Below are 11,838 nucleotides of genomic sequence, written 5' to 3' on the forward strand. Positions count from 1 at the left end.
TCACCGCTATCTTTTGGGATAATGATGATTTTTAGTCAATCTCTGATTTTATAATTATTTTAATCTCTTTTTCACCCATTCCTTCAATTCTTCCGTCTTAACCTTATCCTGCTTCATAGTGTCGCGATTGCGGACAGTCACCTCGCCTTTTTCCAAGGTGTCAAAATCAACGGTAACGCAAAACGGCGTACCCACCTCATCTTGCCGGCGATAGCGTTTGCCCACATTGCCGTTATCATCAAATTCACATTTAAATTCACTGCGCAGATCGTCAAATATCTCCCGCGCCTTAGCCACTAGTTCCGGCTTGTTTTTCAGTAACGGGAAAACCGCGACCTTAACCGGGGCGATTTTGACTGGGAACTTCAATACCACTCGGGAATCGCCTTCGTCCAAGTCCTCTTCAGTATAAGCGGCTGACAAAGCCACCAGCACCGAACGATCCAAACCAAAAGTTGGCTCTAGGACATGAGGCAGATATTTTTTGCCGGCTTGCTGATCAAAATAACTCAAGTCCGTGCCGGAAAATTTCTGATGCTGACTCAAATCAAAATCCCCGCGATGCGCCAAGCCGAACAATTCGGCAAAACCAAAGGGAAAATTATACTCAATATCCACAGTCTTACGGGAATAATGCGACAATTTTTCTTTCGGATGCTCATAATGCTTCAAGTCTTCTTTTTTAGCTCCCAATTCCAGGGCAAATTCTTCTTGCGCCTTCAGCCAATCCTTAAACAACGATTTCCACTCGGCATCCGGTGAAATAAAATATTCTATCTCCATTTGCTCGAATTCACGCACGCGAAAAATAAAATTACGCGCCACGATCTCATTGCGAAACGCCTTGCCGATCTGCCCGATGCCAAACGGCACCTTCACCCGACAAGAATCAACCACATTCTTAAAATCGGAAAAGATCGCGCCGGCCGTTTCCGGTCGCAAGTAAACCGGCTCATCAATGCCATTCATTTCCGTCTTAAACATCATATTGAAAAACCGGGCCTCAGTCCAATTCTTCTTGCCACAATTAGGGCAACTAATCTTTTCTTGAATAACTTTACTCATTTCATCCAATTTTCCCTCTAAGTCTTCCCCCAAGACCTCACTGATCAAATTATCAGCCCGATAACGCATTTTGCAATTCTTACAGTCAACCATCGCATCATTAAAACCGCTCAAATGACCGGAAGCCTCCCATAACTTAGGATGCAACATGATTGGGCCGTCAATTCCCACCATATCCTCACGCTCGGTAACGAACATCTTCCACCATAAGGCCTTAATGTTATTCTTGAGTTCTACGCCATACGGGCCATAGGAGTAAGCATTGGCAAAGCCACCATAAATCTCACAGGCCGGAAAAACAAAGCCTTTCCGCTTGCATAAAGCCACAATTTTCTCCATCTTGTCATTCTGTTGCTGTTTATTAGCCATAAAAATAAAGTTATTTAACAAGGTAAATCTTAACTAAAATCGCCGGTTTAGTCAAAAACCGGCTTGATCCGTTCCTCCGGCCACTCGACCTCGCCGTTTTATGAGGTTGTATTTAATTAACCGTTCTATTTTGTCTGTTATAACCTCATCATTAATTTTAACCAAAACTTTTTGATTTACTAACTCCACCGGCGCTCGGTAAACCGCTTGAGCGGCCGGAATAAAAGTATAATTCAAAAAATATTTAGAACAATAAACCAACAAATAAGAATTACGCGGTATAAAACTGACAACTAATCCGGCTACGACTAACGCCGTTACGGCCACCAAAGCCGCTTCGCCCGCCAAATGACGCCAAAAAAAACTTTTCTTCCCCGACGATTTAACGCGCTTAGTTTGCACCCAGACCGAAGGACGCGATTGCAGATGGCGTTCCAATTCTTTATCCAGATGCTGATGGAAGCCGGACAAAAATTCAGCCAAACGCTTGGGCTCAGTGTACCATTCTAAACCGACTTTAAAAGCTTTGAGCCTACCCTTAACCGCCAAGCCAACCAAGTATTCCTGGCGCACATTAAACTTTTTGGCAGCATCAGACAAGGCAACCAATTCGGCTTGCAATAAATCCGCCAGTTGTTGTTTTAACTCTTGAGTCATAGCCATATTATAGCACAAATAGACGGCCGGCGGCAAAACAAAAAGACCACCCCGTAAGGGGCGGCCTCGTTATAAAACATTATTTGGTTGCTGTTTTTTGATCGCTGATATATTTGCTGATGGCCTGTACCACGCGAGAATCCTTCTTCAACTTTTCCGTCAAAAGAATCATATCGCGATTAATGACCATGCGATCAGACGGCCCATGGATTTCATTGCCTAATTTGATCAAAGTCAGCTCTTGCTGGGATTGATCGCCGGTAGCGGTAGCGCTCTGTTGGGTTTGCTGCAAAGGCTTAGTAACGACTTGCAAGTAATAGATGTCAGTCAAAGTCAGAGTCTTTCTGCCGACAGCAGTAACTTTACCGAAGTAAACTTGGCCATTGCCTAAGAAAACCGCCTGCCAATCGGCTGATGTAACATGAGCAATAGGATCACCGCCTAAAAGCGAACCGCCCCAGCGCATAACTGCGCCGACGGCCAGAATCGCGATAATCAATACGATAATAATACTGATGATTGATTTCCAAACGCCTCTTTTTCTGCGTCCGGCCATCGGCATTTCTGAAGGCAGACCCGCCTCAGGCATATCATCATCCATAGAACGAAATTTTGCGTAAGCCATGTTATTTTCTCCTCAATGCGGCAAAATAGAAGCCGCGTTAATTTTTAATATTTAGTTTATTGATTGCAATTAGTATAAAATAAAATTTATAATTTCGCCAAATTATTTTGATTTCCGATGCTCCAAATAATCACCTAGGCCCACGCCGATCGCCGTGGCTACCGGTACGGATAGTATAATACCCATCAATCCGCTTAATTTAAAACCGATCATCATGACAATAATGGTAATAACCGGATTAAGACCGATCGCCTTGCGCATGACTTGCGGAGTAATAAAATAATTTTCCGATTGCTGGACAACGATGAACAAAATCAAAACCGCTAGGCCCAACCAAGGCGACTGAGTAGAAGCGATAAATACTGCCGGAATGCCAGCCATAAAAGGCCCGAGATAGGGAATGATTTCGGTTATGCCGGCGATTAATGCCAAGACCCAGGCATACTTAACCCCTAAAACCAGCAAGCCAACCAAAGACATGATAAAAATAATCAAACACAGCAAAAGCTGGCCGCGCAACCATAAGCCGATCTTCTCTTGCATACGATCAATCAGATGGTCAAAGTAATCACGATGATTGGCAGGCAAAAAATTCCGAGCCACTATTTTCATCTGCCGATCATAAACCGCCAAATAAAAAGTCATGACCAATATTACCAATAGAGAGAACACGCCACCAATAAAAGAAACCAAGCCACCGACTAAATTTGTTGCCAGCGAAGTCAAGCCGGCTTGCATGGCTGACAAAGCATCTTCAATATTCTGTTTCAAGCCGTGGCTTTGGGAAAACGCCGCCACATGATTCCAACCGGAGGAAACATTCTGCCAATAAACCGGAAAATCCTCAGACAAGTTTTTGATTTCCGAACTAATAGGATTAATCAAGAGGAAAAAAGCCATAAACACCGCCCATAATCCGATCAAATAAATTATCAAAATCCCCAAAGAGCGCGGGACCTTGTTTTTGGCAAACCAATCCACCCAAGGTTTAATAGCCGAGGCCAAAATCAAAGAAACAAAGACCATTAACAAAATATCGCGGATATAAAACAACAAAAGCAATGCCAAACAGACGACGGCTATCTTCAATAGTGTAGATAAGTTAAAATCAATAGTAAATTTTTTGTTGCTGACTTGCATGGGTGGGTTGTAATATCCCTTAGATATATTATACTATAAAAGTACTGGGAGTGCAAAACTAATTATTTTAATTATGTCGGTGATCACCAAAAACAAAGAAGGCTTGTTCGGTTATGAGATTATTGACACCTGGCGAGCCGGCATTGTTCTGTCCGGTCCGGAAGTTAAGGCGGTTAAGTTGGGACAAATCAGCCTGAAAGGAAGTTTTGTTCAAATTGACAATAAAAACGAAGCTTGGATAGTTAATTGCCATATCAGCCCCTATAAACCGGCTAAAGGCCACCAAAACGGCTATAACCCCGATAAAAGCCGTAAACTCCTCCTAAACAAAAAAGAAATCGCCTCAATTATAGGCAAAAAAGCCCAAAAGGGGTTGACAATTATCCCCATTTCGGTATATACTTATAAAAGACTAATCAAGGTGGAAATCGGACTGGCCCGCAGCCGAACCAAGGTAGACAAGCGAGAGGTCGTCAAAAAACGAGAGCAAGAACGGGAGATAGAAAGAACGTTGAAAAAGTAAACTGGGTCAGAGACCTGCCGGCAGGCAAGTCCGTAAAATCTACGCTTGTAACTTTAGACCTGCTTAATCGGCAAATAAGCTTTCGACCCGCGACTTAATTTTGGGGATGTTTTGCTTTGATAGAGATAATGTTTTCCTATTAGCAAACCGAGCATGGCGGCAAACTCGTTAATCCGTCGCCACAGGCAAAAATGCCAAAAACATCTTAGCTAAAGTCCAATCTGCTTTTAGCAGCCTGGCTTTGGCTCCTGTTCTCGCTTAATATCGAGAACCATCGCCGCGCCCATTCCCGGTAAGCGCTAAGCGGTGTTATATTATCGGGATCGCCACTGACGTCGCCAGAGCGCCCTTGGTCAAACTTTTCTGGATCGCTTAAGGATTTTTTGCCGCTTTTTCAGTCCTTAAGTCAGAATATAAAACGGCTAAGTTTGTATCACTTTAGGGGATAATTTATTTCTAGACAGGGGCTCATTACCCCTCATCTCCACACAAAATTAAAAAGTCATTGAAGTCATAAAGTTAAACATCAACATCATTGCTTTAAATTTTATGGGCTTTAGACTTTAATAGACTAAATTAATACCATGCGTAAATCATTCAGAGGACGCCATCAAAAGCCGGAAGGCCCCAAGGAATTCCGCATCAATGAAAAAATCTTTTCTCCGGAATTGATGATTATTGATGAAAACGGAGCCAATCTCGGGGCCATGAGCCGTGATCAAGCGCTTAGCGAAGCTCGCGAACGGGAGCTTGATTTGGTTGAAGTTTCACCCAAGGCCAATCCGCCCATAGCCAAATTCATGGATTATGGCAGTTTCAAGTATCAGCGCGAAAAACAAGAGCGCAAAGCCAAGGCCAAACAAAAAACCACCGAAACAAAAACAGTCAAAATCTCGCCACGCATCGGCCAGCACGATTTGGAGGTCAGAGCGTCACAAGCCGCCGGATTCTTGGCTGACGGCGACAAAGTCAAAATAGAGCTGCAACTTCGTGGCCGGGAAAACCAACATACTGATTTAGCCAAAGGAAACATCCGCGAACTGGTTGAGGCTATCAAAGTCAGACTGATTGAGAAAAAAGAAGAACAGCCGATCAGGATTGAATCCGACATCACCAAGCAAGGCGGCCGTTTATCCATGACCATCACCTTATAAATAAAAAAATAATAAAAATCTGAATTCCCGAAAAATTCCAGTCCGCTAACGCCCGCTGCAAATTTTAGAGAATAACAAAATAAGGATAAATACTATTTTATAATATGCCTAAAATCAAGAGCAAGCAATCTATTGCTAAAAGATTCAAAATCACCAAAAAGAAGAAGGTTATCAAGCGTTCCACCGGTCAAAACCACTTTAACGCTAGAGAAACCGGCAAGACCAAACGCGCCAAAAGATCAGACGTTTCTTTGCAGGGCAAACAAACAGCGGCCAATATCCGCCGTCTTTTACCGTATAATTAATTAATAACTAACAGTCCATAAAGTCCAAACTTTCAACTTTACAGGCTTTAAAGACTTTCAATTTTATTACCATATGCCTAGAGTAAAACGCGGCGTCATGCATGCCAAAAGACGAAAAAACTTATTAAAAACCACCAAAGGTTTTGAACGAGGCCGCAAAAAGCTAATCAAACTGGCCAAAACCGCCTCCATTAAAGCCGGCGCTAACGCTTTACGCGACAGGCGCGCCAAGAAACGAACAACCCGCACCCTCTGGCAAATCCAGCTTAATGCGGCTGTCCGCGAATACGGCTTGTCCTATTCCAAATTCATCGCCGGCCTCAAAAAAGCCAAAATTGATTTGGATCGCAAAGTGCTGGCTCAACTGGCCCAGAAAGAACCGGCGGTCTTTGCCAAAATTGTGGAAAAAGTTAAATAAAAAAAGTAGGTCGCTCCGATATTGCATCGGGGCGATTTTTTTATAACGCAAATATTATTCTGACAAAAAACCGTGTCAGACAATGCCGACACGGCGTAAAGAACAAAAAAATTCAACAACTCATAAAGAAAGAGTTAAAAATCAAACTTCCGGAAAAGACAGACGCGCAAATCAAAACTCGGTCTGCTGTGTTTGTGATTTTCGACACGGAGGCCGTAAGCATGGAAAAAGCCGACGGAAACGAACCAGTTAAAACTATCAGTCACGCTTGAACAATGTTGCCAATCTTCAGCTAAACGCTCTCCATTGATCATGAAATTAGTCAGAATCGCTTCGCTAAAGATGGCGGGATTGACGCGCTCGTAAAGCGATTCGGGCTTCTGCGATTCCGCTTCCCGTTGGCCCCAATTGTGCCCAACCCATCGACCCTTAAAGTCAATCAGATGGTAGCCACTGGCCGGCTGATGCTTAACCCAATAACCCTCTTTGTCGTGCAACCACCAGGTATAACCACTATGAAAACATGGCTGTTTTTCTTTCTCCCCGCCCTTACCGCGGATTTCGTACTGCTGGCGCAGGGATTTGCCGCTGACAAACACCAGGCGCCAATCAGTCCGGCCGGAGTAATTTTCAGCGGCCGCCTGTTTCAGTGTTGCTTTGGTGTAACGGATAGGTCCGTTAACAATCGGCTGACGCCAAACTCTAGCTGTGGCACGAGCCATGATCACCTTATTGGCACCAAGGATTCTAATCGCCTGTCGTACTGACAGATTAATCTGCACCGTTGCTTCATTTTGTGCTTGTGTTTGTATTGGATTAATCTGCACCGTTACTTCATTCCGCAATATGGCAGCGATCATAGCCGCCTGACCATCTCTTGGCACATCAGCCAAAACACGATTCAATACGGCTTCAAGCTGGCCGAGGTCAATATCGCCATATTTAATCGGTTTCCCGGCCTTGGCAGCTAAAAGCCGCGCCGCAGGCACGCCCAAGTGCTCAAGCAGAGCATAAACTTCATGTAATGTAAAAGTTCTGCAATCTTTCTTTTCATCTTCCATCTCATTCTCCTTTCAGGCGATTGGCCCGATTGATGGAATTTTTCCCCTACCCGAGGATCAGGGTAACTCGACAATCACAATGCCAAGCCAACGAGTCATTATATCAAAAACAATATAATTTGTCAATAGTGTAAAGTAATAACAAAAAATTAGTAATAAAATATCTAATTTTAGACAAAATTAACCATCTTGACTTTACCCAAACAATACGATATAATGATAACACAACTTAACCCTTTCCCATTCCCTTTTCAGGGGCTCTTAAGCGCCAAACGACTTAAGAAAAGGCAAACAACCACGATTCCTACGAGAATTCCAGGCTTGCCTTGGGATTTTTTTAATGTCTCGCTTGTCATTCCGACTAAGCGAGCAAGGCGAACGCGTGGAGGAATCGCTTGTTCTTCTTTGTCATTCCGACTAAGCGAGCAAGGCGAACGCGTGGAGGAATCGCTTGTATTAAATAATTAAGGAATTCCTCGACTCCACTCCCGCTTCGCTTACGTTGCGCTCGGAATAACAATGAGGAAAAACGCTGAATATTAATATAATTAACTCATACTATGAACAATTACGAATTACTCTACATCATCTCCAATCAGTACACTGATGATGAAGCCGCCAAAATCAAAGCTAAAATCGACGGCATGCTTAAGGGCTTTGGCGCCGTTATCGGACTAGAAGAAAACTTAGGCAAAAAAAAATTAGCCTACCCCATCAATCGTATCGCCCACGGTTATTATTTACTCAATGAATTTGAATTGGAAGACGGCAATCAACTCAAACAAATCAACGAGTTCTTACGCTTAGACAAAGAGATCCTGCGCGCGCAAATCGTTATCAAAAAGAAACTGTCTCCCGAAGAAATCGAAAAACAGAAAAAGCGCGAACAAGCCGCTGAGTTGCGCCGAGCCGCCGGAGAAAAAACCGAGGAAAAAGCCAAGCCGGCCGAAGCCAAAAAAGAAAGCAAGAAGGTAGACATTAAGGACTTAGACGAAAAATTGGAGGAGATTTTAAAAACCGACGATTTAGTGTAAACTGTAATAGTCCAAAGCTCATAAAGCCACAAGCCAAAACATCAAAAGGGGCTTCAACTTTATAAATTTTCGGACTTTATAAACCCAATAAATAATTACTCTAAATAAAATCGTATGAACCTAAACAAAGCCATTATCATTGGCAATCTCACCGCCAATCCCGAGGTCAAAAAAACCGCTTCAGGTCAAACCATTGCCAATTTCTCCATCGCCACCAACCGCGTCTGGACCAACCAGCAGGGTGTTAAGCAGGAACAAGCCGAGTTTCATGCCATCGTCGCCTTCGGCCGCCTGGCCGAGATCGTCGGCCAATACCTGGCCAAGGGTCGCCTCTGTATGGTGGAAGGCCGTATCCAAACCCGCAACTGGATGGATACCAGTAATGTTAAACATTGGAAGACAGAAATCGTCGCTGAAAATATCCAATTAGGACCGCGTAGCACCACTTCCGCTAATGGCGGTTACGGCCAAGAGAGACCGAGTAACGGCGGCTATGATGCCGCTCCGGCTTATGAAGTTGAACAGGTAGCTGCCGCTCCTGTAGCCAACGATAATGAAGAAGAAATAAAAGTTGAAGATATTCCATTTTAAACCATCATTAAGTCAAAAGTCCATAAAGCCCGTGGAGTTAATTAATTTTGATTTTAACTTTGCGGACTTTGACTTTAAAAGACCACCAATATTATGATCCAAAATAAAAAAAACACCAGTGCCGCAACACCGCAAAAACGCTATTGCCATTTTTGCGTCCACAATGTCAGCGACATTGATTACAAAAACGTTAATTTATTGCGCCGTTTCATCTCTTCTTATTCCAAAATCGTACCGCGCAAAAGAAGCGGTGTCTGCGCCTTCCATCAACGCAAACTCTCTAACGCCATTAAGCGCGCCAGAATCATGGCCCTGTTGCCGTTTGTTACAAAATAAACAGTTATAAGCCTGAAAAATCATAAGTCATAAATCATAAAACCAAACATTTTATGAACTTGCAGATTTTTAATTTTAAGGGCTTTATAAACTTTTCACCAGAACTACTCCTATGTCAATTTCCACCTTAAATGATATCAAAAAAGGCGTGAGTGTTATTTATAATGGCGAACCCTATGCCGTTGTTGAAGCCAACTTTGTCAGAATGCAACAGCGCAAACCGGTCATGCAAACCAAACTGCGCAATCTATTAAACGGCAAAATAGCCGAATACAGCTTTCATCAAGGCGAGAGAGTCGACGAAGCCGACATGACCAGAAAAAAAGTCGACTACCTGTATAACGACGGCACCAGCTATTATTTCATGTCGCAAGATGATTTTGAACAATTTGCTTTGTCCGGCGAAAGCTTAAGCGACAAAGTCGGCTATCTGAAAGAAGGCGACAAGGTTGACGCTCTCTACTGGAACAATAATCCTGTTTCCGTTTCCCTACCGCCGAAAGTAGAGTTTAAAGTAATATCAGCTCCGGAAGGCGTTAAAGGCAACTCCGCCCAAGGCCGTGTCACCAAAACCGCTGAAATAGAAACCGGCCTCTCCGTACAGGTCCCCCTGTTCGTCAAGGAAGGCGACACTATTAGAATCAATACCGACACCGGCGAATACGTGGAGCGAGTCAACTAACCCCGAGATATATAAAACAGCTCCGAGATAATCGGGGCTGTTTTTATATATAATTTTATTCTTTCATTGCCGGTTCATCTTCATAACCATCATTGTTGGCTGGTGGCGGAGCAACGCCCGCTTGTTCAGCCTCTCTAAGCTTTTTTACCTCTTCCAGAATCTGTTTCCTAATTATAGTCATCAGCTTGGGATTAGCCTTAAGATAAGCCTTGGCATTTTCACGGCCTGTGCCTAGCTTTTCTTCGCTGAAAGTATAAGTATTGCCGGCTTTGCTGATAACGCCTTTCTCTAAACCGACATCCAGTAAATCGCCGGAAACAGAAATGCCTTCATTATACATGATATCAAATTCGCAAGTCTGAAAAGGCGCGGCCACTTTATTCTTAACCACTTTAACCTTAACCCGATTGCCGATATTTTTATCGCCCTGTTTTATTTGCGCGGCGCGACGGACTTCAATGCGGACTGAAGAATAAAACTTCAAAGCGGTGCCGCCGGTAGTGGTCTCCGGATTACCGAAAAACACGCCAATCTTCATGCGGGTCTGGTTAATGAAAATCAATACGGTTTTAGATTTGGAAATGGCGCCGGTCAGTTTCCTCAATGCTTGACTCATCAGACGCGCCTGCAGGCCCATGTGGGAATCACCCATATCACCTTCAATTTCCGCTTTAGGCACCAAAGCCGCCACCGAATCTACTACTACGACATCAACGGCATTGGAGCGAATCAGGGTTTCTACTATCTCTAAAGCCTGTTCGCCGGTATCGGGCTGAGAAATAAACAACTCATCAACCTTCACGCCGATTTTTCTGGCATAATCGGGATCCAACGCATGCTCTGCGTCAACGAAAGCGGCCACGCCACCCAATTTCTGCACCTCAGCCACAATATGCTGAGCCAGAGTGGTTTTGCCTGATGCCTCCGGTCCGAAAACCTCCACAATCCTGCCTCGAGGCACTCCACCCACGCCTAAGGCGATATCCAATGACAGAGCGCCTGTGGACACGGCATCAACTTCCATAGCCCGAGCCTCACCGAACTTCATAATGGCTCCATCGCCAAAACGCTCTTTAATCTGGCTGATAGCCGATTCTACGGCCTTGAACTTCTCATTTCCCTCCTCGCTGGTCTTTTTAGGCATAAATATAAAAATTACTGATTAATCTCGTTAAATAGCACACGGATGATCGCTTCGGACTGGCGACTGTAACGCTTCTTCGCAGTTATTTTAATCAAATTCAAGCCCTTTTGCAAGTCAACAGTAGTGGAAAAATTACCGCCGGTATCCACAAACACCGCTCGGTTATTAATGACAATTTCCGCCTCGCGCGAAGACGTACCAGTCACTTCCAACTGGCGATTAACTGTTATCAATCCGTCAGTCGGGTGTAACACCGTCAACTGCGGCGGCCGAAAAATTTCATTGACCCGCCAAATCAAAAAAGCCAGAAGCGCAATAATACCGATAATAACCACTGCCTGGGAAATAAAATTAGACCAGACAAACAAATTTTTGTTCTTCAACGATTTATAAGACAAGGAATGCAGTTTATCGGCGGCCTCTTGGCAAACAGGATGGTCCAAACCCAAGTAGTCACAGTAAGTCTTGAGAAATTTAGGCAGATAGTCTTTACCCGGCAAGAGCCAAGGTTGATTCTGCTCCAAGGCCTCCAGATATTTAGTGGCGATTTTGGTTTCTCCTGATGCCTTAAGTAAGCTCACGCCCTTTTTGAGGCGCGCCTCTTTTAAATTATCCCCCAAATTTTCAATAAAACCTTTTTCTAACATAAAATAATTGATTTATAAAGTCAAAAGTCCATAAAGTCCATAAAGTCAAGACTTCCAATATTTAATGACTTTAGACCTTATGGACTT

General features: G+C 43.7%; 16 protein-coding genes and 1 other RNA gene. 10 read left to right on the forward strand and 7 right to left on the reverse strand.

Features of this window, described 5'->3' with window-relative positions:
* Positions 1–54 precede the first annotated feature (54 nt).
* The 4 genes from WC473_01905 to WC473_01920 all read right to left on the reverse strand — a co-directional run bounded on the left by WC473_01905 (position 55) and on the right by WC473_01920 (position 3,856).
* Positions 55–1,434: a glycine--tRNA ligase gene (locus tag WC473_01905; GenBank protein ID MFA5124564.1), complete on the reverse strand. Its 1,380-nt coding sequence runs from the start codon at positions 1,432–1,434 to the stop codon at positions 55–57.
* Between the two features lie 51 nt (positions 1,435–1,485).
* The gene (locus tag WC473_01910; GenBank protein ID MFA5124565.1) at positions 1,486–2,097 is read right to left on the reverse strand and encodes a hypothetical protein; all 612 of its coding nucleotides are present in this window, start codon (positions 2,095–2,097) and stop codon (positions 1,486–1,488) included.
* A gap of 73 nt (positions 2,098–2,170) precedes the next feature.
* On the reverse strand, positions 2,171–2,716 hold the full coding sequence (locus WC473_01915) for a hypothetical protein (GenBank protein MFA5124566.1): 546 nt from the start codon (positions 2,714–2,716) through the stop codon (positions 2,171–2,173).
* A gap of 102 nt (positions 2,717–2,818) precedes the next feature.
* Entirely contained in the window at positions 2,819–3,856 is a 1,038-nt protein-coding gene (locus WC473_01920; GenBank protein MFA5124567.1) for an AI-2E family transporter, read from the reverse strand.
* A gap of 73 nt (positions 3,857–3,929) precedes the next feature.
* On the opposite strand from WC473_01920, the gene smpB reads away from it, so the two are divergent.
* The 5 genes from smpB (at position 3,930) to rplT (ending at position 6,256) form a co-directional block, all read left to right on the forward strand.
* Positions 3,930–4,379 (forward strand): SsrA-binding protein SmpB, encoded by a 450-nt coding sequence (smpB, locus tag WC473_01925; protein ID MFA5124568.1) that lies wholly within the window; start codon positions 3,930–3,932, stop codon positions 4,377–4,379.
* 102 nt (positions 4,380–4,481) lie between these two features.
* Positions 4,482–4,869, forward strand: a transfer-messenger RNA (tmRNA) gene (gene ssrA / locus WC473_01930).
* 94 nt (positions 4,870–4,963) lie between these two features.
* Positions 4,964–5,533: a translation initiation factor IF-3 gene (gene infC / locus WC473_01935; protein ID MFA5124569.1), complete on the forward strand. Its 570-nt coding sequence runs from the start codon at positions 4,964–4,966 to the stop codon at positions 5,531–5,533.
* A 104-nt stretch (positions 5,534–5,637) separates the two neighbouring features.
* Positions 5,638–5,838 carry a 50S ribosomal protein L35 gene (locus tag WC473_01940; GenBank protein MFA5124570.1) on the forward strand — a complete coding sequence of 67 codons (201 nt, stop codon included), beginning with the start codon at positions 5,638–5,640 and terminating at the stop codon, positions 5,836–5,838.
* A 73-nt stretch (positions 5,839–5,911) separates the two neighbouring features.
* Positions 5,912–6,256, forward strand: coding sequence for a 50S ribosomal protein L20 (rplT, locus tag WC473_01945; protein MFA5124571.1), 345 nt, complete (start codon positions 5,912–5,914; stop codon positions 6,254–6,256).
* Positions 6,257–6,390: 134 nt separating this feature from the next.
* Here rplT and WC473_01950 read toward each other — a convergent pair whose 3' ends face one another.
* Entirely contained in the window at positions 6,391–7,317 is a 927-nt protein-coding gene (locus WC473_01950; protein MFA5124572.1) for a hypothetical protein, read from the reverse strand.
* A gap of 216 nt (positions 7,318–7,533) precedes the next feature.
* Here WC473_01950 and WC473_01955 point away from each other — a divergent pair, with 216 nt between their 5' ends.
* From WC473_01955 to efp, 5 genes are all read left to right on the forward strand, one after another.
* Positions 7,534–7,785 carry a hypothetical protein gene (locus WC473_01955; GenBank protein MFA5124573.1) on the forward strand — a complete coding sequence of 84 codons (252 nt, stop codon included), beginning with the start codon at positions 7,534–7,536 and terminating at the stop codon, positions 7,783–7,785.
* Between the two features lie 92 nt (positions 7,786–7,877).
* Positions 7,878–8,351, forward strand: coding sequence for a 30S ribosomal protein S6 (rpsF, locus tag WC473_01960; GenBank protein MFA5124574.1), 474 nt, complete (start codon positions 7,878–7,880; stop codon positions 8,349–8,351).
* 114 nt (positions 8,352–8,465) lie between these two features.
* Positions 8,466–8,942 (forward strand): single-stranded DNA-binding protein, encoded by a 477-nt coding sequence (locus WC473_01965; protein ID MFA5124575.1) that lies wholly within the window; start codon positions 8,466–8,468, stop codon positions 8,940–8,942.
* Between the two features lie 93 nt (positions 8,943–9,035).
* The gene (rpsR, locus tag WC473_01970; protein ID MFA5124576.1) at positions 9,036–9,278 is read left to right on the forward strand and encodes a 30S ribosomal protein S18; all 243 of its coding nucleotides are present in this window, start codon (positions 9,036–9,038) and stop codon (positions 9,276–9,278) included.
* A gap of 112 nt (positions 9,279–9,390) precedes the next feature.
* Positions 9,391–9,960, forward strand: a complete 570-nt coding sequence (efp, locus tag WC473_01975; protein MFA5124577.1) for an elongation factor P — start codon at positions 9,391–9,393, stop codon at positions 9,958–9,960.
* 55 nt (positions 9,961–10,015) lie between these two features.
* Here the strand turns inward: efp and recA are convergent, their stop codons facing one another.
* Together recA and WC473_01985 are read right to left on the reverse strand one after the other, a co-directional pair.
* Positions 10,016–11,104 carry a recombinase RecA gene (gene recA, locus WC473_01980; GenBank protein ID MFA5124578.1) on the reverse strand — a complete coding sequence of 363 codons (1,089 nt, stop codon included), beginning with the start codon at positions 11,102–11,104 and terminating at the stop codon, positions 10,016–10,018.
* 11 nt (positions 11,105–11,115) lie between these two features.
* Positions 11,116–11,751 carry a helix-turn-helix domain-containing protein gene (locus WC473_01985; GenBank protein ID MFA5124579.1) on the reverse strand — a complete coding sequence of 212 codons (636 nt, stop codon included), beginning with the start codon at positions 11,749–11,751 and terminating at the stop codon, positions 11,116–11,118.
* Positions 11,752–11,838 lie beyond the last annotated feature (87 nt).

Source organism: Patescibacteria group bacterium, from assembly GCA_041650895.1.
In the GTDB taxonomy this organism is placed as follows: Bacteria; Patescibacteriota; Patescibacteriia; order 2-01-FULL-39-33; family 2-01-FULL-39-33; genus CAISTG01.

Coding starts and splice junctions, on each gene's coding strand:
- WC473_01905 (MFA5124564.1), bottom strand. CDS start 1,434: ATGGCTAATAAACAGCAACAGAATGACAAGATGGAGAAAATTGTGGCT.
- WC473_01910 (MFA5124565.1), bottom strand. CDS start 2,097: ATGGCTATGACTCAAGAGTTAAAACAACAACTGGCGGATTTATTGCAA.
- WC473_01915 (MFA5124566.1), bottom strand. CDS start 2,716: ATGGCTTACGCAAAATTTCGTTCTATGGATGATGATATGCCTGAGGCG.
- WC473_01920 (MFA5124567.1), bottom strand. CDS start 3,856: ATGCAAGTCAGCAACAAAAAATTTACTATTGATTTTAACTTATCTACA.
- smpB (MFA5124568.1), top strand. CDS start 3,930: ATGTCGGTGATCACCAAAAACAAAGAAGGCTTGTTCGGTTATGAGATT.
- infC (MFA5124569.1), top strand. CDS start 4,964: ATGCGTAAATCATTCAGAGGACGCCATCAAAAGCCGGAAGGCCCCAAG.
- WC473_01940 (MFA5124570.1), top strand. CDS start 5,638: ATGCCTAAAATCAAGAGCAAGCAATCTATTGCTAAAAGATTCAAAATC.
- rplT (MFA5124571.1), top strand. CDS start 5,912: ATGCCTAGAGTAAAACGCGGCGTCATGCATGCCAAAAGACGAAAAAAC.
- WC473_01950 (MFA5124572.1), bottom strand. CDS start 7,317: ATGGAAGATGAAAAGAAAGATTGCAGAACTTTTACATTACATGAAGTT.
- WC473_01955 (MFA5124573.1), top strand. CDS start 7,534: ATGATAACACAACTTAACCCTTTCCCATTCCCTTTTCAGGGGCTCTTA.
- rpsF (MFA5124574.1), top strand. CDS start 7,878: ATGAACAATTACGAATTACTCTACATCATCTCCAATCAGTACACTGAT.
- WC473_01965 (MFA5124575.1), top strand. CDS start 8,466: ATGAACCTAAACAAAGCCATTATCATTGGCAATCTCACCGCCAATCCC.
- rpsR (MFA5124576.1), top strand. CDS start 9,036: ATGATCCAAAATAAAAAAAACACCAGTGCCGCAACACCGCAAAAACGC.
- efp (MFA5124577.1), top strand. CDS start 9,391: ATGTCAATTTCCACCTTAAATGATATCAAAAAAGGCGTGAGTGTTATT.
- recA (MFA5124578.1), bottom strand. CDS start 11,104: ATGCCTAAAAAGACCAGCGAGGAGGGAAATGAGAAGTTCAAGGCCGTA.
- WC473_01985 (MFA5124579.1), bottom strand. CDS start 11,751: ATGTTAGAAAAAGGTTTTATTGAAAATTTGGGGGATAATTTAAAAGAG.